The organism is Halomonas binhaiensis (assembly GCF_008329985.2).
Classification (GTDB): domain Bacteria; phylum Pseudomonadota; class Gammaproteobacteria; order Pseudomonadales; family Halomonadaceae; genus Halomonas; species Halomonas binhaiensis.
Window position 1 is genome coordinate 4,216,801 of record NZ_CP038437.2, and the last position, 21,257, is coordinate 4,238,057.

The window sequence follows — 21,257 nt, forward strand, 5'->3', positions numbered from 1 at the left end:
CCCCGACAACAGGCCGCCGCAAACGGCGGCCACAATAATTGGAGCTCGTATGGATAATTATGGCGTTCTGAGCCTGATTCCCACCATTGTGGTGCTGGTCATGGCCATCATCACTCGACGAACCATCGAATCCCTGCTGGCTGGATCCCTGGTCGGCCTGTTGATGATTTCCCCTTCGCAGGTCATCAGCCAGGGTTCCGATATTCTGCTCAACGTGCTCGGCAATGACACCGTCACCTGGATCATTCTGGTCTGTGGCCTGTTCGGTAGCTTCATCGCCCTGCTGGTACGCACCGGCGGAGTGTTGAGTTTTGGTGACGCCATGACCAAGCGCCTCACCTCACGCCGCCAGAGCCTGCTCGCGACCTGGTTCCTGGGCCTGGTGATCTTTGTCGACGACTACCTCAACGCTCTGACCATCAGCGCTTCGATGAAGAAAATCACGGATCGCTACGGTATATCCCGGGAAAAGCTGGCCTATATTGTCGACTCCACCGCGGCCCCTGTATGCATTCTGGTGCCATTTTCCACCTGGGCGGTCTTTTTCGCCGGCCTTCTGGAAGATAACCAGGTCACCAGCAATGGCATGTCGCTGTATATAGCATCCATTCCCTACATGGCCTACGCCTGGGTGGCCGCCGCTATCGTTCCCCTGGTGGCCATCGGGATGTTTCCGGATTTCGGCCCGATGAAGACAGCGGAAATCCGAGCCCGCAATGGCCAGCCTGTTCCCGATGGCGGAGAAGAACATGCCCTGGAACTCCAGGATAACGGTGGCACCACTCCCCACCTGATCAACTTTCTGCTGCCGATTGCCAGCCTGATCTTTGCCACCTGGTACTTCGACATCGATATCCTGCGTGGTGTCATGGTGGCCCTGGCAGTGACTCTGGTCTTGATTGCCAGCCAGCGCCTGCTCAGCTTCAACGATACCTTCGATACCGCCCTGGAAGGCTTCAAGGCCATGATCATGCCGCTTGGCACCTTGGTTGCTGGCTTTACCCTCAAGGAAGTCAACGATGTCCTCGGTCTCACCGAAGTGGTCATCCATGCGGTCGAGCCACTGATGACCCCCGGGCTATTGCCTGCAGTGGTCTTCGTCACCATGGCGTTCCTGGCCTTCGCCACAGGCTCCTTCTGGGGGTTGTTTGCGGTTGCCATGCCCATTGTGCTGCCCCTGGCGCAAAGCGTTGATGCCAACATGCCGCTGGTCGTCGGTGCCCTGATCTCGGCCAGTGCCTTCGGCAGCCACGCCTGTTTCTATGGCGACTCCACGGTGCTGTCTGCGCAGGGCAGCGGATGCAGTCCCATGGCCCACGCCCTGACCCAGTTACCCTATGTCCTGATTGCCGCGGCCCTGGCCACCGGTGTATTCCTGTTTATCGGTCTACAGTGAGTTCTTTCATGAACACCATCATTTCTCCTACTCCAGCCGAACAGGGCTGGTCCATGCCAGCGGAATTTTCCCCCCACGATGCTTGCTGGATGCTGTGGCCACAGCGGCCAGACACCTGGCGACTGGGTGCCAAGCCGGCTCAGCAGGCCTTCGTCGAAGTGGCGACGGCCATCAGCCACAGCGAGACAGTCTACGTCGGTGTGAATGATGACCAGTACGAAAATGCCCGCCATCAACTGCCCGCACAGATACGCGTCGTGGAGATTTCCAGCAATGATGCCTGGATGCGCGATGTCGGCCCGACCTTTCTCACTCATCCCGAGAAAGGCCTGGCCATGGTGGACTGGGAATTCAATGCCTGGGGAGGACTCAAGGATGGGCTCTATTTCCCATGGGACAAGGACCGGCGCATTCGCCAGAAGATTGGAGAAATGCTGGGGGTACCGTGTTTCAAGGCAGGAGTGGTTCTGGAAGGCGGTGCGATTCATGTGGATGGCGAAGGCACCCTGATCACGACCGAGGAGTGCTTGCTCAACCCCAACCGCAATCCGGGCCTGACACGTGACGAGATGGAGCAGGTACTGTGTGCCTATCTGGGTGTCAGCAAGGTGATCTGGTTACCCCGAGGGTGTCATTTGGACGAAACCAATGGCCATGTGGATAATCTTTGCTGCTTCATCGCGCCATCCGAAGTTGCCTTGACCTGGTGCGACGACACTTCGGATCCACAGTATGAAATCTGCCGTGAGGCCTTGTCCGTACTGAGCTCGTCGGTCGATGCAAAGGGTCGCACCCTTACGGTCCATCGTCTACCCCAACCCGGCCCTCTGTATATCGCCGAGGATGAAGCCAGCGGCATCGATCGCCTTGCCAGCTCCCACCCGCGTCAGCCTGGAGACCGCATGGCTGCGTCCTACGTCAACTTCTACATCGGCAACCGTGTCGTGGTGATGCCCCTGCTGGACCCTCAACGAGACGCCGAAGCCAACGCCATTCTTGAAAAGCTGTTCCCGGGGCGTCGAGTCGTAGGGGTCCCGGCGCGGGAAATCCTGCTCGGAGGCGGTAATATCCACTGTATTACGCAACAGCAACCGGCATTCGGCAAGAAATGAGGAGAGGTCGTCGCCAGCAAGAGACATTTTAGAGAAAGATCAATATCTTGAGAAACTAGAACAGTGTTCGATAAGATTCGTCTCAACAGCGTATTCAACAGGAGGCGCAATCATGAACAAGCATATCAAGACTCTCTCTTCCATCATGTTGGCGGGTGTCATGGCTCTGAGCCTGAGCGCCTGCGGTACCAGCACTGGCGGACGCGCCTTGAGTGGTGCCGGTATCGGTGCAGCCGTGGGTGCTGGTACTGCTGCCGTGACCGGTGGCAGCATGAGCAAGGGCGCCATCATCGGCGGTGGCCTGGGTGCCGCGGCGGGGGCCATCACGGATTCCGACGACATCGACCTGAGCCGTGACAAGCACCGCCGCTATCGCTACTGAGCAGCAGTTAAGTTACTAAGCGGCAGCTTGACGACCGGATAGACCTGATGACGATAGGATAGGCGGGCTCGACTACGGGCCTACCAGGACAAGGAAGCCCTGTATCGGGCGATACAGGCGTCACCTGTGCGAAAATCTCGGGACGAGATGCCTCAGGATGAGGTTGCCCCAGGATGGGCATCATCTACCTTCTGCGTTACGCTTTTCCAACGACTCTATTCCAGCCCCTCTTCTTCCATTCCTGCTGATGCCAGGATGGTTTCCTCTCTTCTTCGCCTGCTCAAGATGCCCCCATGGCTGATGGCAAATCCCGTTCAGGGCTGTTGATAAAAAAGCCGCTCAAGGTTGTTCTATGGAAAAACCGCTCAGGGCTGTTCTATGAGACCGCTCAAGGCTGCTCTATAAAACCGCTCAGGGCTGCACAAACAACGACATGCCCAGCGCCACCGCTCCGACGATGACAGCAGTGATAACCGCGATAGTGACGACTCGATCCAACCAGCGATCCAGTCTGCCGTCATGCGGTACCGTTTTCCTGCTGCGTTGACGGGAGGTGCGATGAGAAGTGCGGCGTGGCGTGGCGCCACGGGCGTGAGAAGAAGGCATGCCCCAGATTCCTTTCACTTATGTGGAAAGCTTACGCTCTCCTGGTCGTACTGACCACCATGTCAGTAGCCCGGTGTACAATTTTCTTCCCGGCTTTTTATTTCTTGCATCTGCCTGCTTCTTCAAAACAACGCCGACACACAAGGCGTCGGCGTTGTTGGTCAAAATGAGACCAGGCTTCCTGCTATCGGTTCCATCTCACTATCGGATCGGAACCTCCTGGGGCACTGGAGTCCCTGGAAAATCATCATCCTCTTCCAGCAGGTCATCGTCTTCCTTGAGCGCTTCTTCTGGCGGCGGCATGCCTTGCTCCTTGGCCAGATCACAGGCTTCGAAAGCGTCGGCTCCCACTGGCATCTCCTTGTAATGGTTATAAAGTCCTTCGAGCATCAGCTTGCGATCCTTGCGCAGCTGCTTCATCAGGACGATGACCATCAGGAACAGGATAAAGGTGAAAGGTAGTGCCGATAGTACAGAAGCGGATTGCAGCCCCTTGAGTCCTCCGCCTCCGGTGACGATCAATGTCAGGCAGATGGCCGCAATCAACACTCCCCATAGCACTCGCTTGTAGAGAGGTGGGTTCATCGAACCATTATCGGTCATCTGAGCGACGATATACGTGGCAGAGTCCGCCGATGTCACAAGGAAGATGAAGATCAGCACCATGGCCATGACAGAAAGCAGGCCAGAGAACGGCATCAGGTCGAACATCTTGAATAGTGCGACGGTGATGTTGTCCTGTGTTGCCGCAGCCAGACCAAGGTTCTCGGTCGCCAGCTCCATGTGAATCGCGGTACCGCCGAAGATCCCCAGCCATACACAAGCCAGAACCGGGGGCACGAACAGAACACCAAAGACATATTCCTTGATCGTGCGACCACGGGAGATACGTGCCACGAAGGTACCCACGAAAGGTGACCAGGCAATGACCCAGGCCCAGTAGAAGATGGTCCAGCTCTCTGCCCAGGAGTTGCCGTCATAGGGAGACATGCGCAAACTCATGACAAAGAAGTTCTGTAGATAGTCACCGAGCCCCAGGGTAATGGTCTCGAGAATCTTCAGGGTCGGGCCAGTCACCAGCACATACAGCATCATCAGGATGCACAGCACCATGTTGAGGTTCGACAGGCGCTTGATGCCCTTGTCCAGACCCGACCAGGTCGATGCCATGTAGGCGACGAACATGCAGGCAAGGATGATGAACTTCCACAGGCCATTTTCCGGAATGCCAAATACTTCATGGAGCCCGCCATTGGTCTGCAGCACTCCCAGGCCCAGGGAGGTGGCCACTCCCATCACGGTGGCAACGACAGCAAATACATCGAGCATGCCACCAAAGCGTTGTAAATACGGACGTTTGGCTGTCAGAGGACGCAGTACCACCGAGACCAGGCCTGCCTGTTCCTTGCGAAACTGATAATAGGCGATGACCAGCCCGACCAAGGCAAAGGCCGTCCACTGATGGATGCCCCAGTTGAAGAAGCTGTATTGAATCGCGTAACGCGCGGATTCCACGCTTTCCGGAGGCACATCTCCATAGGGGGGCGATATGTAATGGGTCATGGGTTCTGCCATGCCATAGAACACCAGCCCGACCCCGAAGCCTGCCGCCAGCAACATGCTGACCCAGGAAAAGAAGCCATATTCCGGCTTTTCATCCTGAGGCCCCAGGCGCACCTTGCCATATTTGCTCATGGCAAGGCCGAGCAGGAAGATCATGATGACGAATACGGATAGCAGATAGAACCAGCCGAACAAATGTACGACGGAACTGAGTGCGGCGCCCGCGACGTTGCCAAACTCCACGGGAAAGATGGCACCAAGAGCCACCAGCACCAGTATGATGATGGCGGAGACATAGAAGACCCGCTGTCCTTCGTTTTGTTGCATAACGCCTTCCTAATTATTGACACTTATTGGGAAGGCCTGTGCAGCGCCGCACCGGCCGTGTCCTACGGACGGAAGCTCTTCTAGCAAAGCATTCTAGCAAAGCATTGCCAGGCGGCCTTTGCAGACCCATAGCAAGATAACAGTTAAAATGTTATCGATATGTTGGAGGCAAGCCCCCTAGCCAGCATACCTAACATGACGCCAAGGGTAGCTGGATTCGCCACTTTACTACCGATAGGGCATAAAAATCTCCACCCCTTGCCATCATTACGTGCAAACCCCCTGACTTTTGGCGGTCTCACACTATGTCTCGACTCAGAAGCACATCACTATCCGTTCTCGACCTGGCGCCCATTCGGGATGGAGGAACCATTGCCGAAAGCTTTCAAGACAGTGTTCACCTGGCGCAGCTCGTCGAATCATTGGGCTTTACCCGTTTCTGGCTAGCCGAGCACCACAGCCTGGAAGGTATCGCCAGTGCAGCTACTTCAGTGCTGATCGGCCACATCGCTGGAAACACGTCACAACTACGCATCGGCAGTGGTGGCATCATGCTGCCCAATCACTCACCGCTGGTGATCGCAGAACAGTTCGGCACTCTGGAAACGCTCTATCCTGGGCGCATCGACCTGGGGCTGGGCCGAGCACCTGGCGCCGACGGGGCCACCATGGCAGCCCTGCGCAGGGACCCCTATGCTGGCGCTGAAGACTTTCCCCAGCGCCTGGCCGAACTGCAGAAATTCCTCGGGGACGAGCAACCAGGCCAACGCGTGCGCGCGGTTCCTGGCCAGGGCACCAAGGTGCCTCTCTGGCTACTTGGCTCAAGCCTGTACAGTGCTCAGTTGGCCGCACGGGAAGGCCTGCCCTTCGCCTTCGCTGCCCAGTTTGCTCCGGCTCAGCTCGACGAAGCTCTGCATCTCTATCGCACTCAGTTCCGTCCTTCTGATGTGCTGGAGAAACCCCACGCCATGGTCGGGCTACCGGTCATTGCTGCGCAAAGCGATGCACAGGCCAATTTCCTCGCCAGCACGGCACGCCAGAAGTTTCTGGGCATGATCAGGGGCAAGCGCCAGCGCGCCCAACCCCCGGTCAAGGAGCTGGACTGGACGCCCATGGAGCGTCATCAGGTGGAAGGATTTCTCGGGGCCTCCATCATCGGCGGGCCGGACACCGTACGCCAAGGGCTGGAGCGCTTCCTTGAGCGTACCGGTGCCGATGAGCTGATGCTCAACACCGATACCTATGATATCGAGGATCGCCTGGAGAGTTATCGCATCGTGGCCAGCATCTGGAGGGAATGAACGGTCAACGCCAGTCGGGTTCCTGGGCCAACCATTCCGGCCCAGCAGCCTCGAAGGCTGCCGCATAGCGCAGCAGCTCAAGCTCCTGGCGGGGAGGAGCAATCAACTGCAGGCCCATGGCCTTGCCCTGTTGATTGAACCCTGCCGGGATGCTGATTACCGGGCAACCCGACAATGATCCCGGTATGACCACTTCCATCCAGCGATGATAGGTATCCATGGAACGCCCTCCCACCTCTTTCGGCCAAGGTGTATGCACATCAAAGGCAAAGGTCTGGGCACTGGGTAGCGCCAGCACATCGAAACGTTCGAAGAGCTTGAGCAAAGACGCATACCAGGCGCTGCGGGACACGTTAGCCTCGTGCACTTCCAGTGCTGAGCGTTGCATGCCCTGTTCGATCTCCCACTGCGCCTCGGGCTTGAGGGCCTGACGAGTGTCCGGGTTCGACCAGGTCGACGCCAGCTTGCCAGCCACTGCCCACTGCCGCAGGACCAACCAGCTCTGCCACAGGCGTTGTGGGGAAAAGTCAGGAATCAAGGGTTCCACCTCGGCGCCCATGCCTGAGAAGACATTCAGCGCGCCCTTGCACACATCAAGCACGCCAGCCTCCATCGGAAGATAACCATTCCAATCGCCAACCCAGCCGATGCGCATGCCTTTTGCCGCCCTGGTATTACTGGACTCCTGGGCAAATCTTGCAAAAGCCGCAGGGTCATCCTGCAATGACAATGGCTGGCTGGGGTCAGCACCGGCCTGAATGGCCAGTAACTGGGCCAGATCCGCCACACTGCGAGCCATGGGGCCTTCAGTGGCCAACTGATGGCCAAAGACATCGAAGGCGGGACCATAGGGAACTCTGCCGAAGGATGGGCGCAATCCGTACACATTGTTGTAGGCGGCCGGGTTACGCAATGACCCCATCATGTCACTGCCATCGGCCACCGGCAGCATGCGCATGGCCAGCGCTACAGCCGCACCGCCACTCGAACCACCCGCACACAAACCATGATCATACGCATTACCAGTGGCACCAAAGACACTGTTGTAGGTCTGCGAGCCCAGGCCAAATTCGGGCGTGTTGGTCTTGCCAATGAAAATGGCCCCCGCGTCACGCATGCGCTTGACCATCAAGCCATCATCGGCAGGCGTCTTGCCGGCAAACAACGGGGACCCCATCGAAGTAGGGATATCGCGGGTGGGAGACAGGTCCTTGATTGCCTGGGGAACGCCATGCAGCCAGCCCCGTGAATGGCCCTGGGACAACTCACGGTCACAGGCTTCGGCCTGTGCCAGCAGCATCTCATCGCTGACTCTGGAAATGATGGCATTGACCCTGGGATTGACTCTGTCGACATGCCCCAGATAGGCCGCCATCACCTCGCGACAGGAAACCTCTCGGGAGTGAATCGCACTGGACAGCGCCGATGCGTTCCAGGACAGTATTTCAGTATCGGCTGATGGACCAGAAGCGGGCAATGACATGGAAGAACCTCGCAGGCACGAATATTGTTTGTCAGGGTCTCAAGATATAACAACCTCAATGTTGTATACATCATTCGTCAAGGAAGAAACATGTCACCCCATGGGCAAGGCATCTTGTGCATGCGTCATCCGCATGGTGTTGCATTCGCTTACGTGACGTCATCGACCGTGGGGCACGCTTTTCTCCACCACCGTTTATGTCGACTCCACCTTCTGCCACTGAAGGGTGAAATTCCGTGCCTGATAGTCGCGTCGTGGCTGAACTCCGACAACCCCCGTGCCTTTCTCCATTGTTGGATCACTTCCAGAACCCCTTCTGGAGAATCTTCCTTGTCGGATGATGGATAGAAGATGAGGTCTCTGACATAAGGGTAGCGGCTGACCTGCTCTACATGGGATACCAATTGATCCATATAGACGCCCAGTTCGGCAATTGACATGTCCTTTCGAACCGGAAGAGCAAAAATCTCCCACAGCAGATCGAGAAACTCTGTTTCGGTGTAATCAGAAAACGTTTGTTTTCCGGCAAGGTGCCACTTGACGCCATCTATCCTTCGCCAGGGTGCCTGTTGTGTATCGTGCCGGCTGCCGCCATTACGGCAGCCGAGCCACCGGAAAAGTCTCATCTCTATCTCCTTGCCCGAAAGTATCTTTCATCTTTCTCATGTTGGGCATGGAGACGGCCTTGTCACAATCGTCCAGAGATAAAGAATACGTAAGACTTTTCCGAAAACACTCTCCTCATTACAAACTCACTCAGCGAGGCGGCCACCTTCCTCAGTTTTCACACAACACCGTACAGTCGATTCTGGGTGTCGAGATAACACTTGAAGGCTTCCTCGTAGGCTTCGCCGTTACGGGAGTCGGGATCCACTTGGGCCGCACCATCCAGATGAACCAACTGCTCACACAGGGCATCAAGCTCACCGACACCCACACACCATGCAGCTTGAATGGCAGCACCAAGAGCCGCCGCATCCGTCACCGTGGGACACACCACCTGAGATTGGGTGACATCGGCAACGATCTGACGCCAGGCAGCGCTTTTGGCCCCTCCCCCGATAAGACGAATCTGACTGACCTGGGAGGCCAAGGGGCCAAGCAGCTCCAAGCCATAGCGCAGGCCGAAGGTCGCCCCCTCGACCACTGCGCGACACAGGTTCTGCGGGGTTGTGTTGACGCTGGTCAGACCGTGGAACGAAGCAGATGCCTCAGGCAATGTCGGTACCCGCTCACCATTGAAGAATGGCAATACCGTGACGCCACCAGCACCGATGCGCGAAGCTTCTATCGCTGCGTTGAAGGCGGCGATATCAAGCCCGAACAGCTCTCGTACCTTGGTCGTCGCCGAGGTGACATTCATCGTACAGATCAGTGGCAACCAGCCGGTATGACTGGCACAGAAGTTGGCTACCTGTGCATCTGCCTCGACAGAGGCCGGGGAATGAGCACACACCGTTCCCGAAGTGCCCAAGCTCATGGTCACCATGCCCGGTGCAATATTACCGGTGCCAATGGCTCCGAGCATGTTGTCGCCACCACCACTGGACACTACAACCCCATCACGCAGGCCAAGCTCCCGCGCCAGCTCGGGCCGAACCTGCCCCGCCGCTTGTCGAGAATCGATCAGGCGAGGCAACACTCGGTCTGGATCAAGCTCCGGCGCGATCATGGAGAAAACCTGGTGATGCCAGCAACGTTTTCGGGTATCGAAGTACCCCGTACCCGAAGCATCACCGGCTTCGGCCACCTTCTCGCCGGTCAGCCAAAGGTTGAGATAATCATGGGGCAACAACAGGCTGTTGATACGGGCATAGGCATCTGCCTGGTGCTGACGCAACCATGCTACCTTGGAAGCGGTATAGCCTGTCTGCAGTACCAGACCAAGCTTGTCCAGACAGCCGGCTTCTCCGCCCAGGGCCTCCTTGAGCGCCTCATTTTGCACATGCGTTTCGGTATCGCACCATAGCTTGGCGGGGTATAGCGGCTGGTCATTGGCATCCAGGGCTACCATGCCATGCTGTTGTCCCGACACACCGATGCCACGGATATCTCCCGCTTTCACACCAGCACGTTGCAGCGCCTCATGAAACGCCCCGAGAAAGGCCTTTATCCACTCTTCAGGGTTTTGTTCCCGGCGCCCATTGTCTCCTTCGACAAGCTGGTGAGGTCGACTACTCTCCCCCAGCAAACGACCGGCATCCACATCCACCACCACCACCTTGGTGCTTTGGGTTCCGCAATCCACTCCCACGTACATGCGCTTATCGCCCTCTCGAAGAGTTGCCGTCAGACAAATGATTCAAGGGTAGCCCGTGCCCCCCTTTCATGCAGGGATTCCAATGTATCGAGATAGGCAGAGACGAAACGCGGATCATCCACAAGGTCTCCGAACAGCTCGCGGTTTTCGATAAAGGCCGTCGGCCTGCGACGGTTTTCGCCAGCAATGGCCATCAGCGAATCCTTTAGTCGATCAACCACTTCGATGGGTTCTCCGGCCTCATCGACACCTTCAGCATAACGCGCCCAACTGGCCACTACCGCGGCAGAGCGCCTTATGTCACCGCCATGCTCCAGTTGATGACGTATGACGGGCACCAGCCATTTGGGGATACGATCAGAACTCTCGGCACACAGACGTGCCAGGGTATCCTTGATTTCCGGGTTGGCAAAACGCTCGATCAAGGTCAGGCAATATTGCTCTAGATCGACGCCTGGCACCGGCTCCAGAGTTGGACTGCCTTCCTCTCTCATATAGCCCAACAGGAAATCGACGAACAATGCATCCTGACAGACTTCATGAGCATAGCGATATCCGACCAGATACCCGAAATAGCACAATGCCTGATGACTGGCATTGAGCAGGCGTAATTTCATCAGCTCATAGGGCATGACATCTGCCACGACCTGCACACCCACCTTTTCAAGCTCCGGGCGACCTGAAACGAAGTTATCCTCCAGCACCCATTGGCTGAAGGGTTCGCACACCACGGGCCAGGCATCCTCGATGTTGAAACGTTGCTGGAGCTCGGCGATGTCGTTGGGCGTCGTGACCGGAGTGATACGGTCGACCATGGAGTTGGGGAAAGGCACATGATGCTCGATCCACTGCGCCAGCTCTGGATCCCGTGCCTGGGCAAAGGAGCCGAACATCGCTCCAGCTACCTCACCATTGCCCTGGATATTGTCACAGGACATCACGGTGAAAGGCGCAACACCTCGTTCGCGACGGCGACGCAACGCTTCAACCACCAGACCAAAGCTGGTACGAGAAGACTCTGGATGGCGCAGGTCGTGCTGAACATCAGGGTTGTCCAGGTCGAATGCTCCCGTGACGGGATGGAAGTTGTACCCGCCTTCCGTCACGGTGAGTGAGACGATACGAATGTCAGGGGCCGCCATGGCCTCAATAACGGCCTCGGGGTCATCCGGAGCAAACAGATAGTCGAGCATGGCGCCCATTACCCGAGGCTCGTAGCTGCCATCCGGGTGCTTGACCACCAGGGTATAGAGATAGTCCTGGCGACTCAGGGCATCACGCATGCGGCTGTCCCCAGGCATCACGCCTACGCCGATAATGCCCCAGTCCCGGGCCAGACCCTGTTCCATCAGGGTGTCCACATACATGGCCTGGTGAGCGCGATGAAACCCACCAACACCAATATGCACAATGCCCGGCGTGATGTGGTCACGATCATAGCCAGGGCAAGCCACACGCACGTCAAGCTGGCCCAGCGTCGCTTGGCTGAGTCGAGTCATGGCAAAGTCTCCCGATATATTGAGGCGTTATCAGTCCCAGACCAGATCGGCAGCTGCCGAGCAAGCCTTGATCAGCCGGGTATTGAGCATGTCCTTGTCGCGAGCCTTGGCGATGGCTCCTGCCTGGTCCTGGCCCATGCCTAGCCAGCGCTGGATCAGGCGCTGCTCCAGCACTTCGTCATCGACATGGAGAAACAGGCTGAAATCGAAATAGTCCCGCAACGCAGGCCAAGGACCTTCTTCCAGCAACAGATAATTGCCTTCGACGATGAGAATTCTCTGGCGAGGAGTAATCACTCGTCCTCCGGCACGCGACAGGTCCAGAGGCCGGTCGAATACCGGTACTGCGACATCACAGTCCGCGGACCTGAGCCGAGCTAGATCGTGGCGCAAGCCCGCTGCATCAAAGGTCTCGGGAGCTCCCTTGACGGGCAGAAGTCCCATGGGCTCGAGGACCGCGTTGTCGTAGTGGTAACCATCCATCGGCACCACCGCCGCCACTCCGGGCCGACGTTCATTGATGGCGCGTTCCAGCCAGGCTGAGCGATAGGACTTTCCGGCACCAGGGGGCCCTGCCAGGGCGACGATATAACGCTTGCGCCCTTCAGCCGCTGCCATCAGTCGTTCAGCGACACTGTCGATGGAAAGATTCATGGAAGGACTCTCCGTTTTCAGCTCATCCAGTTGCCGCCATCGACATTGAGCGTCTGCGCGACTACATAATCGCTGTCAGCACTGGCCAGAAACACGGCCGCACCGGCATGATCTTCCGGGCGCCCCATGCGTCCCATGGGGACTGCCTCACCGACCAGGCGTTTCTTCTCACCCAGGGGGCGCTGCTCGTACTTGGCGAACAGGGCATCGACCTCCTCCCACATGGGGGTATCTACCACCCCGGGAGCAATGCCGTTGACGCGAATACCGTGCTTGACCAGATCAAGCCCTGCAGACTGCGTCAGGCTGATCACTGCAGCCTTGGTCGCGCAGTAGGTACTGACTAGAGCCTCTCCTCGCCGCCCTGCCTGAGACGCCATATTGATGATGCGTCCTGCGCGCTCCTGCTCGACCATGGACTTGGCCACCGCCTGCAAAGTGAAGAACAGGCCTTTGACGTTGACGGCAAACTGACGGTCGAAGCTGCTTTCCTCGACGTCCAGCACAGGAGCCATATCAAAGACAGCAGCATTATTGACCAGAACATCAATGCCACCGAACTGCGCTGTCACCTCTGTCACCATGGCATCGATGGAAACCCGGTCACAGACATCCAGTCGCACCCCCAGCACCCGCTCTCCACCATTCAGATGGATGATGGCTTCCTCTATGGCGGCAGTATCGACATCTGCCACCACGACCCGGGCGCCCTCCTGCAGATAACGTTCGGCAATGGCCAGCCCGATGCCTCTCGCCCCCCCTGTAATCACCGCCACCTGATTGTCCAGCTTAGCTGTCATGCTGTTTGCTCCTGTTGGCAAAGACTTAATTCAAAGGACCACAAGGTCACATCAAGCCTTGAGCCGTTGTTCACTGCGCCAGTCCTCCACCAACCCGGGTAGCTCCGCCATGCGCTGCATGACTCTCCATACCCCGAGTTCGCTCAGCCTGTCTGCCTGTCCTGCCGGTACGTGGCTGGCACCGACAAAGCCGATCACCGTCATGCCTGCTGCTCGCGCGGCTCGGGCCCCGGATACCGAGTCCTCGACGACCAGGCAGTTTCCTGGCATGACGCCCAGCGTATTTGCCGCCAGCTGATAGACAGCCGGGTCGGGCTTGGGACGCTCGACCTGTTCCGCACAGAAGATCGGCGCACCCTGCAAGACGCGATCCAGCCCGGTCTTGGACAGAGATGCCACCACTCGGCAACGGCGGCTGTTGGAGACCACAGCCTTGGGCAAGTCCACCACCGTTATCGCTGCCGCGGCGCCCTCGATAGCATCGAGTTCCTGGGCCAGGCGCGCTTCAATTTCATCATCGAGCAGCGCCAGCGCAGCCTGAGGCAACGCATGAGCACTGAGAGCCTCGAGCCCCAGCAGAATGGCCTCAGTCGTCTGGCCAAGTGCCTGGGCCAGGGCCTGCTCCACATCAACATCTGGCAACCACTCACTGAGACGTTCGATCAGAGTCGCTTCGGCGATCACCTCGCTATCGACCAGTACGCCATCACAGTCGAAGATCAAGGTCTGCATGGGCGTTCCTTCTTGTAGATGGATTCGATCCAGTTCCAATGTCTGGGCCCTCAAGGCTGACGCATCCTTCAGGCCCTCGAGTCAGCACGATTGTCCTGACGCGTCAGCGATGCCAGGGGATGTCGCTCCAGACTCTCCAAAGCCAGGCCATCAGCGTCGAACAGGTGGGCACGCGAGGCGGCGAAGCCGAAGCGGATATCATCGCCAACACGATGAGCAACATCGCCATCCACCATCAGAGTGACCAGCTGGCCCTCGGTCTCCACGTACAGGGACGTCTGTCCGCCCAGGCGTTCAATGACGCTGATTCGGCCACTGAGCGCTCCCTGCTCATCCAGTTCAAGGTGTTCCGGACGGATACCCAGTTCCATGGCGGCATCGCGGGCAACACCTTCGCCATTGGCCGGCACGCATACGCTCCCTCCGCCCGGCAGGCGAACCTCGACCCCGGAGGCACCAACGCCTTCGGCTACCGCGGGCAGGAAGTTCATCTTAGGCGAGCCGATGAAGCCGGCCACAAAGCGATTGCGGGGATGGTGATAGAGCTCCATGGGCGACCCCACCTGCTCGACGACACCGCCCTGCAGGACCACAATCTTGTCCGCCATGGTCATGGCTTCGATCTGGTCGTGGGTGACATAGATCATGGTGGCCTTGAGCTCTTCATGCAGTCGCGCCAGCTCTATGCGCATCTGCACGCGCAGTGCGGCATCCAGGTTGGATAACGGCTCATCGAACAGGAAAATGCTGGGGTTACGCACGATCGCACGGCCAATGGCCACACGCTGACGTTGACCACCGGACAGGGCCTTGGGCTTGCGTTCGAGCAATGGCTCGAGCTGGAGGATCCTGGCGGCTTCCAGCACCTTCGTGCGGCGTTCATCCTTCGATACACCAGCCAGCTTGAGGCTGAAGCCCATGTTGTCCTCTACCGTCATATGCGGATAGAGGGCATAACTCTGGAACACCATAGCCAGACCACGCTCAGCCGGCCCCAGGTCATTGATGCGCTGGCCATCGATCAGCAGGTCTCCAGAACTGGTGCTTTCCAAGCCGGCAATCATGCGCAACAGGGTCGACTTGCCGCAGCCGGAAGGGCCGACGAACACCACGAATTCCTGGTCCTTGACCTCCAGGTCGACCCCCTTGATGACCTGGGTGTCGCCAAAGCTCTTGACCACATTGTTGAGAGTGAGAGTTGCCATCTTGTTCGTCCCCTTATTTCACAGCACCGAAGGTCAGACCACGCACCATCTGTTTCTGGGTCAGCCAGCCGAAGATCAGAATCGGCGCAATGGCCATGGTCGACGCAGCGGACAGCTTGGCCCAGAACAAGCCCTCGGGACTTGAGAAGGAAGCGATGTAGGCGGTCAGCGGGGCCGCCTTGGAAGTGGTGAGATTGAGGCTCCAGAAAGCCTCGTTCCAGCTGAGGATCACCGACAGCAGGCCGGTGGAGGCGATGCCGGGCAATGTCAGAGGCAAGAGCAGGTACCACACCTCCTGCAGGGTGCCGGCACCATCCATGCGCCCTGCTTCGAGAATGTCCTTGGGCAGATCCTTGAAGAAGGTGTAAAGCATCCACACCACGATCGGCAGGTTCATCAGGGTATAGACAATGATCAGCCCCGTACGGGTATCGAGCAGGCCCACATCACGGAAGATCAGGTAAATCGGTACCAGGACCCCTACCGAAGGCAGCATCTTGGTGGAAAGCATCCACAGCAACGTGCCTTTGGTGCGCTTGGTCGGCAGAAATGCCATGGCATAGGCCGATGGAATCGCAATCAACAGCGCCAGCAGCGTGGAGCCAAAGGACACCGCGACGCTGTTGAGCGCGAACTTCAGATAATCCGCACGCCCCTGAACGGCGGCATAACTTTCCAGCGTCGGGCTGAAGATCAGCGTCGGATCCGCCACCGCATCCGTCTCGGTCTTGAAGCCAGTGATGATCATCCAGAAGATCGGGAAGAAGATCAGCAATGCCACCATCCATCCCAGCAGTGCGATCCCCACCTTGCGCCAGCGTTGGGCACGGGCTGCATCACCGATACTGATGTGTGCAGGAGCGGCGGCGGTCTTGGCAGTTGTCGTCGTACTCATTGATATCACCCTCAATTTTCCAAGTTCTTGGCCACCATGCGGACCAGGAAGATGGCGACGATATTGGCCAGGATGATGGCAATCACCCCGCCGGCAGAAGCGGTACCCACGTCGAAGTCGAGCAGCGCGCGGATATAGATGAGATAGGCCAGGTTGGTGGTCGCCAGGCCCGGGCCGCCCGAGGTGGTGACGAATATCTCGGCGAAGATGGTCATCAGGAAGATCATCTCGATCATGATCACCACGCTGATGGCCCGCTTGAGATGCGGCAGAGTGATATAGAAGAAGATCGCCAGGGGCCCTGCGCCATCCATGCGCGCTGCCTCGACCTGATCATCATCCAGAGACTGCATGGCGGTCAGCAGGATCAACAGAGCAAAAGGCAGCCATTGCCAGGCGACGATGATGATCACTGAGGTCAGCGGCAGGCTGGAGAACCAGTCGATCACCGGCAACCCCAGGCTTTCGGACAACCAGGCCAGCACCCCGTTGGACGGATGCATCATCATGTTCTTCCACACCAGAGCACTGACCGTCGGCATGACGAAGAAGGGGGATATCGCCAGCACCCGGGCAATCCCCCTGCCCATGAATTCTTGCTGGAACAGCACCGCCAGCAGGGTGCCACCGACAACGGTGATGGCCAGTACCCAACCCACCAGCAGCAGCGTCGTGCCCATGGCCGACCACAGCGCAGGATCGGTAAGCAGGAACTCGTAGTTTTCCAATCCGGCAAAACCGCCCATGCCAGGCATCAGCAGGTTGTAGCGCTGCAGCGAGAACCACAGTGTCATCGCCAGCGGCACTATCATCCACAGGAACAGCAAGGTCACCGCAGGTGCCTGAAGCGAGAGAGTACGCAACCCTCCGACAGTGCGGCCGGAAGCTCGTGTCTTGATCATGGGAAGTCACTCACAGGGAAGTGGAGTACAGCGGCGGGCGAAGCAAAACCGCCCGCCGCACAGCAGTCTGGCCTACTCGATATAGCCAGCCCGCTTCATGTTGCGTTCAGTCGCCCCCTGGACTTGATCCAGGGCTTGCTCCACGGGCATGTCACCGGCCAGCGCCGCGGCGATCATCTGCCCTACCTGAGTGCCGATAGCCTGGAACTCGGGAATGGCGACGAACTGCACCCCGACATAAGGATTCGGCTCCAAGGTGGAATCATTGGGATCCGCGTTACGGATGGCATCCAGCACGAAACTGGCGAAAGGCGCAGCCTCCTGATACGCAGGGTTCTCGTAAGTGCTTTCCCGAGTGCCTGGCGGCACGCTGGTCCAACCCTTGGTCTCACCGACCAGTTTCACGTAATCCTGGGAGGTAGCCCAGGTAATGAAGGTCTGGGCAGCTTCCTTGTGCTCGGAAGAGGCAGGAATGGCAAGCGACCAGGACCATAACCAGTGGGATCCCTTGGGCGTCTCGGCTACCGGGGCAGGTGCGAAACCCAACTGCTCGGCAACCTCTGACGCATTGGCGTCATACAAGCGCCCTGCCGCAGAGGTGGCATCGACCCATATGGCGCAGTTGCCACGAGAAAACAGTGCAAGGTTCTCGTTGAAGCCATTGGAAGTAGCCCCAGGGGGGCCATAGTTCTGCATCAGGTCGACATAGAAGGAGATGGCCTCCTTCCAGGCTTCGCTGTTGATCTCCGGATTCCAGTCCATATCGAACCAGCGACCACCGTAGGTATTCACCAGGGTGGACAGGAAGGCCATGTTCTCGCCCCAGCCAGGCTTGCCACGTAGACAGATACCCGCCATATCATTATCCGGGTCGTTGAGCTGCTCGGCCCAGCCACGCACCTGCTCCCAGGTCGGCTGTTCGGGTACCTCGATACCGGCCTGCTCGAACAGATCCTTGCGGTAATACATCATCGAGCTTTCGGCATAGAACGGTAAGGCATAGAGCGTGTCACCATGGCTCAGACCATCGCGTACCGGCTTGATCAGATCGTCGACCTGATACTCTTCCGGAAGATTCTCCAGCGGCTCCAGCCAGCCACGTTCGCCCCAGATCGGCACTTCATAGGTACCGATGGTCATCACATCGAACTGACCGCCCTGGGTCGCAATGTCCGTGGTCATACGCTGGCGCAGTACATTCTCTTCCAGCACCACCCAATCCAGGGTGATATCGGGGTGCGCCTTTTCGAACTCCTTGGTCAGCCCCTGCATGATGATCATGTCATTGTTGTTGACCGTTGCGACCGTGATGGTTTCCGCTTGGGCCGCCATCGCGCTTAGTGAGGCAACCCCTGCCAGAAGCACCTGAGATGTCACTGGCCTCCGCCAGAAAGATTTTCCTGCGAGATGGGGAAGAATAGGCAGGCAATGGTTCATGGCGCGCTCCTGATCATATGGTCGTCAAGCGAGATTGTTGTTGTGGAATCGACTGTTGTGGAATCGACTGCTGTGGAGTTGACGGCTGTGAAGTTGACAGCAGAGTAGCAACCCAGGCGGCAACCGTTGTTCAAACATCAATTTCTGGTCAGACATCAATTTCTGGTCAGACACCAACAATTGATCAAACACCAATAATTGATCAAACACATCAACGAATGATCAAATGATCGGACAAGAGGCAAAAAAACGCAAAGCCAATACACTTAGACTTTAGCAGCAGCCCTGAAACGTCAGGAGATAAAGGCATCTGAACGGAACGACGATATCTGAACAGAACGACTATAGATGATCGACCACAAAGCGTGCGGCATGCTCATCGGTGATCAGGCCGTTGAGCCAGCCTCCACGCAGGGCCGCGAGAATGCCTGGCCCCTTTTCACGCCCACCAGCCAGGGCAACCACAGGCAGGTCGTGGAACATGGGTAACGGCAGGCTGGTCACTCGCCGGGTGATGGAGCAGTCAATGACTTCGCCATTGGCATTCATTGGCCACCCCAGCAATTCGCCCACCGCATCAAGCGCCAACAGCTCCTTCAGCTCATCTGCACTGATGAAGTGATCCTGAAACAGCGTCGCCTGGGGATCGATACGCCCGACGCCGATAAAGGCCGCTGCAGCCTGTGTCGCCACATTCCCAATGGCACGAAACAGAGGCTGGGACAGCAATGATTCCTTTTCCTCCACCGAGGTGGCCACAACTGGGGTAGGCAACAGGAAGCGCTCGCCCCCCGTCTTGTCAGCCGCCACCATGACACCGTCATAACGGTTGGCTGAACCATCGCGGGCAACATTTCCCACCAGGGAAACGAAACGGTGTTGGGGACGATCGATGCGACTGAGGGCCTCGGCAGTCGCCCGGATAGATCGCCCGGTGCCCAAGGATAGCGTCTGAGGTTCGCTACGCTCGATGAACTTCGAGAGACGCTCGGCTCCTGCGACGGCCAAGTAAGGTGTGGTATCGGCAGCACCGGTAGCTGCCGGTACCACATCACAATAATCGAGCCCGAAGCGCGTGCGGATCGCTTGGGAAAGCGCCGTACAATGGGCAATGGGGTGATCGATATGGACCTTGATCAGCCCTTCCTGACGCGCCAGGGCAAGCAGACGTTGAACACCCGGACGGGATACTCCCAGCTGTGCGGCAATATCATCCTGTGTACAACCACCAACATAGGACAGCCAGGCTGCCCGAGCTGCCTGATCCAATTTGACTTCGAACTTGTCCACGCCACGCCTCGCTGCCAATCGTACGTCGCTGCATCATCGCAAGGTCTGCGCTCATGCACAACGCGCTCCTGGCAACCATACCTCTACGGAAAGCCCGCCGAGACTGGCCTCCCCCAAGGTCAGGCGACCGCCATACAGCGTCACCAGGTCTTCGACGATAGCCAGCCCCAGTCCACTGCCAGGACGTTTCTCATCCAGGCGAACCCCTCGGGCCAGCACAGCCTGGCGCTGTTCCTCCGTCATCCCCGGGCCATCATCTTCCAGTAACAGGCAGGCGCCATCGCCTTGCAGACGAAAGCTCAACGCAACACGACCGGAAGCCCAGTCAAGGGCATTCTCAAGCAGGTTGCCTGTCAGCTCCTGAAGATCCTGAGGATCGACACGCAGCATCAGGCCAGGAAGGAAGTTCCGCTCCAGATGCTTTCCCCGGCGCTCTGCCAGGCGCGCAAGTCCACCCACGACTGGGGCCAACACCTTTTCGACATCGATACTGGCGGTCAACGCGGCACTTCCTGCTGCACTCGCCCGGGCCAGATGATGGCGTACCGCGGCATCAATGCGAGAGACTTCTTCTCGAACCTGGCGTCGCGCCGCCTCAGGCAGGCGATCAGCCTGTGCCTGGAGCACGCTGACCGGCGTCTTCAGTGCATGAGCCAGATTGCCGGCTGCTGCGCGCCCGCGTTCGATCAGGCGACGGTCATGATCAAGCACTTCATTCATGGTCGTTGCCAACTCGCCAAGCTCGCCTGGCAGCTGGGTTTCAAGACGTTCACGGTTGCCCGACTTCACCTCAGCAAGGTCGTCATGCAACGCACGCAAAGGTGCAAGCCCCCAGCGAATCTGCAACACCAGACCACTCAGCAACAAGACACTCAGGGCTACCAGCGATAGCCATAGCAACCATTCAAAACGAGCCATTTCGGCAGTCAGTTCCCGGCGCGTCACTGCCAGGCTGACATGCACTGGCTTCTTCTGCCCTGGCACCAGCAACGTCTGTTCCACCATGCGTAGCGACTGTCCACGCGGTCCCTTGATGGTCCTCCAGCTAATCCCGGAAAGACGGCCCAGCGGCAATCTCTGATCCCACAGCGACCGGGAGGTACGGGTAAAGGCGTCACCATCACTGACCTGCCAATACCAGCCGGAATAAACCTGTTCGAACCGGGAATCGGCCATGCGGTCGTTGAGGGTAAGGGTTCCAGTAGTGCGATCCAGCTCGAAGGAAGCCAGCAGCACCTTGTGCATGGAAGCCAGGCGCTCATCGAACGAAGCCGAAGCGGATTCACGAAAGCTGAACGACAGCCCAAGGCCAACGATGGGCACAATCACCAGCACCAGGACGATGGAGGCAACGATCAAGCGCCGTGCCAGGGTCCAGTTACCGGCCCTGGAGGATACTTTTCGCATGGAAAT

The 21,257-nt window shown here is 58.1% G+C and carries 19 protein-coding genes; 4 read left to right on the forward strand and 15 right to left on the reverse strand.

What is annotated here, in order from left to right; genetic code table 11:
* The first annotated feature begins 49 nt into the window (after window positions 1-49).
* The 3 genes from E4T21_RS18340 to E4T21_RS18350 all read left to right on the forward strand — a co-directional run bounded on the left by E4T21_RS18340 (window position 50) and on the right by E4T21_RS18350 (window position 2,890).
* A complete protein-coding gene (locus E4T21_RS18340; protein WP_149286407.1) occupies window positions 50-1,396 on the forward strand; it encodes a Na+/H+ antiporter NhaC family protein in 1,347 nt (448 codons plus the stop codon).
* Window positions 1,397-1,404: 8 nt separating this feature from the next.
* On the forward strand, window positions 1,405-2,508 hold the full coding sequence (aguA, locus tag E4T21_RS18345) for an agmatine deiminase (RefSeq protein WP_149286408.1): 1,104 nt from the start codon (window positions 1,405-1,407) through the stop codon (window positions 2,506-2,508).
* Between the two features lie 112 nt (window positions 2,509-2,620).
* A complete protein-coding gene (locus E4T21_RS18350) occupies window positions 2,621-2,890 on the forward strand; it encodes a hypothetical protein (RefSeq protein ID WP_149286409.1) in 270 nt (89 codons plus the stop codon).
* A gap of 411 nt (window positions 2,891-3,301) precedes the next feature.
* Here E4T21_RS18350 and E4T21_RS18355 read toward each other — a convergent pair whose 3' ends face one another.
* A complete protein-coding gene (locus E4T21_RS18355) occupies window positions 3,302-3,496 on the reverse strand; it encodes a hypothetical protein (RefSeq protein ID WP_149286410.1) in 195 nt (64 codons plus the stop codon).
* A gap of 201 nt (window positions 3,497-3,697) precedes the next feature.
* Entirely contained in the window at window positions 3,698-5,386 is a 1,689-nt protein-coding gene (locus E4T21_RS18360; RefSeq protein ID WP_149286411.1) for a BCCT family transporter, read from the reverse strand.
* Window positions 5,387-5,691: 305 nt separating this feature from the next.
* On the opposite strand from E4T21_RS18360, the gene E4T21_RS18365 reads away from it, so the two are divergent.
* Window positions 5,692-6,687: an LLM class flavin-dependent oxidoreductase gene (locus tag E4T21_RS18365; RefSeq protein ID WP_149286412.1), complete on the forward strand. Its 996-nt coding sequence runs from the start codon at window positions 5,692-5,694 to the stop codon at window positions 6,685-6,687.
* A 4-nt stretch (window positions 6,688-6,691) separates the two neighbouring features.
* Here E4T21_RS18365 and E4T21_RS18370 read toward each other — a convergent pair whose 3' ends face one another.
* The 13 genes from E4T21_RS18370 to E4T21_RS18430 form a co-directional block, all read right to left on the reverse strand.
* Window positions 6,692-8,170 carry an amidase gene (locus E4T21_RS18370; protein WP_149286413.1) on the reverse strand — a complete coding sequence of 493 codons (1,479 nt, stop codon included), beginning with the start codon at window positions 8,168-8,170 and terminating at the stop codon, window positions 6,692-6,694.
* A gap of 149 nt (window positions 8,171-8,319) precedes the next feature.
* Entirely contained in the window at window positions 8,320-8,796 is a 477-nt protein-coding gene (locus E4T21_RS18375; RefSeq protein ID WP_149286414.1) for a bacteriocin immunity protein, read from the reverse strand.
* A 158-nt stretch (window positions 8,797-8,954) separates the two neighbouring features.
* Complete coding sequence (gene xylB, locus E4T21_RS18380) at window positions 8,955-10,430, reverse strand: xylulokinase (protein ID WP_149286415.1); 1,476 nt, start codon at window positions 10,428-10,430, stop codon at window positions 8,955-8,957.
* Between the two features lie 29 nt (window positions 10,431-10,459).
* Window positions 10,460-11,929, reverse strand: a complete 1,470-nt coding sequence (locus E4T21_RS18385; protein WP_149286416.1) for a mannitol dehydrogenase family protein — start codon at window positions 11,927-11,929, stop codon at window positions 10,460-10,462.
* 30 nt (window positions 11,930-11,959) lie between these two features.
* Entirely contained in the window at window positions 11,960-12,583 is a 624-nt protein-coding gene (locus E4T21_RS18390) for a nucleoside triphosphate hydrolase (protein ID WP_149286417.1), read from the reverse strand.
* Between the two features lie 17 nt (window positions 12,584-12,600).
* Window positions 12,601-13,383 (reverse strand): L-iditol 2-dehydrogenase, encoded by a 783-nt coding sequence (locus E4T21_RS18395; RefSeq protein ID WP_149286418.1) that lies wholly within the window; start codon window positions 13,381-13,383, stop codon window positions 12,601-12,603.
* A 51-nt stretch (window positions 13,384-13,434) separates the two neighbouring features.
* Window positions 13,435-14,115: an HAD-IA family hydrolase gene (locus tag E4T21_RS18400; protein WP_149286419.1), complete on the reverse strand. Its 681-nt coding sequence runs from the start codon at window positions 14,113-14,115 to the stop codon at window positions 13,435-13,437.
* Between the two features lie 68 nt (window positions 14,116-14,183).
* Window positions 14,184-15,320 (reverse strand): ABC transporter ATP-binding protein, encoded by a 1,137-nt coding sequence (locus tag E4T21_RS18405; protein ID WP_149286420.1) that lies wholly within the window; start codon window positions 15,318-15,320, stop codon window positions 14,184-14,186.
* A 13-nt stretch (window positions 15,321-15,333) separates the two neighbouring features.
* On the reverse strand, window positions 15,334-16,104 hold the full coding sequence (locus tag E4T21_RS18410; RefSeq protein WP_240349400.1) for a carbohydrate ABC transporter permease: 771 nt from the start codon (window positions 16,102-16,104) through the stop codon (window positions 15,334-15,336).
* Window positions 16,105-16,226: 122 nt separating this feature from the next.
* Window positions 16,227-17,117, reverse strand: coding sequence for a carbohydrate ABC transporter permease (locus E4T21_RS18415; protein ID WP_149286422.1), 891 nt, complete (start codon window positions 17,115-17,117; stop codon window positions 16,227-16,229).
* 72 nt (window positions 17,118-17,189) lie between these two features.
* Window positions 17,190-18,449, reverse strand: a complete 1,260-nt coding sequence (locus E4T21_RS18420; RefSeq protein ID WP_240349401.1) for an ABC transporter substrate-binding protein — start codon at window positions 18,447-18,449, stop codon at window positions 17,190-17,192.
* 447 nt (window positions 18,450-18,896) lie between these two features.
* A complete protein-coding gene (locus E4T21_RS18425) occupies window positions 18,897-19,844 on the reverse strand; it encodes a sugar-binding transcriptional regulator (RefSeq protein WP_149286424.1) in 948 nt (315 codons plus the stop codon).
* A 51-nt stretch (window positions 19,845-19,895) separates the two neighbouring features.
* Window positions 19,896-21,251 carry a sensor histidine kinase gene (locus E4T21_RS18430; protein WP_149286425.1) on the reverse strand — a complete coding sequence of 452 codons (1,356 nt, stop codon included), beginning with the start codon at window positions 21,249-21,251 and terminating at the stop codon, window positions 19,896-19,898.
* Window positions 21,252-21,257 lie beyond the last annotated feature (6 nt).

Coding starts and splice junctions, on each gene's coding strand:
- E4T21_RS18360 (WP_149286411.1), bottom strand. CDS start 5,386: ATGCAACAAAACGAAGGACAGCGGGTCTTCTATGTCTCCGCCATCATC.
- E4T21_RS18390 (WP_149286417.1), bottom strand. CDS start 12,583: ATGAATCTTTCCATCGACAGTGTCGCTGAACGACTGATGGCAGCGGCT.
- E4T21_RS18400 (WP_149286419.1), bottom strand. CDS start 14,115: ATGCAGACCTTGATCTTCGACTGTGATGGCGTACTGGTCGATAGCGAG.
- E4T21_RS18365 (WP_149286412.1), top strand. CDS start 5,692: ATGTCTCGACTCAGAAGCACATCACTATCCGTTCTCGACCTGGCGCCC.
- E4T21_RS18410 (WP_240349400.1), bottom strand. CDS start 16,104: ATGGTGGCATTGCTGATCTTCTTCCCGATCTTCTGGATGATCATCACT.
- E4T21_RS18405 (WP_149286420.1), bottom strand. CDS start 15,320: ATGGCAACTCTCACTCTCAACAATGTGGTCAAGAGCTTTGGCGACACC.
- E4T21_RS18415 (WP_149286422.1), bottom strand. CDS start 17,117: ATGATCAAGACACGAGCTTCCGGCCGCACTGTCGGAGGGTTGCGTACT.
- E4T21_RS18385 (WP_149286416.1), bottom strand. CDS start 11,929: ATGACTCGACTCAGCCAAGCGACGCTGGGCCAGCTTGACGTGCGTGTG.
- E4T21_RS18420 (WP_240349401.1), bottom strand. CDS start 18,449: ATGGCGGCCCAAGCGGAAACCATCACGGTCGCAACGGTCAACAACAAT.
- xylB (WP_149286415.1), bottom strand. CDS start 10,430: ATGTACGTGGGAGTGGATTGCGGAACCCAAAGCACCAAGGTGGTGGTG.
- E4T21_RS18340 (WP_149286407.1), top strand. CDS start 50: ATGGATAATTATGGCGTTCTGAGCCTGATTCCCACCATTGTGGTGCTG.
- E4T21_RS18350 (WP_149286409.1), top strand. CDS start 2,621: ATGAACAAGCATATCAAGACTCTCTCTTCCATCATGTTGGCGGGTGTC.
- E4T21_RS18430 (WP_149286425.1), bottom strand. CDS start 21,251: ATGCGAAAAGTATCCTCCAGGGCCGGTAACTGGACCCTGGCACGGCGC.
- E4T21_RS18395 (WP_149286418.1), bottom strand. CDS start 13,383: ATGACAGCTAAGCTGGACAATCAGGTGGCGGTGATTACAGGGGGGGCG.
- aguA (WP_149286408.1), top strand. CDS start 1,405: ATGAACACCATCATTTCTCCTACTCCAGCCGAACAGGGCTGGTCCATG.
- E4T21_RS18375 (WP_149286414.1), bottom strand. CDS start 8,796: ATGAGACTTTTCCGGTGGCTCGGCTGCCGTAATGGCGGCAGCCGGCAC.
- E4T21_RS18355 (WP_149286410.1), bottom strand. CDS start 3,496: ATGCCTTCTTCTCACGCCCGTGGCGCCACGCCACGCCGCACTTCTCAT.
- E4T21_RS18370 (WP_149286413.1), bottom strand. CDS start 8,170: ATGTCATTGCCCGCTTCTGGTCCATCAGCCGATACTGAAATACTGTCC.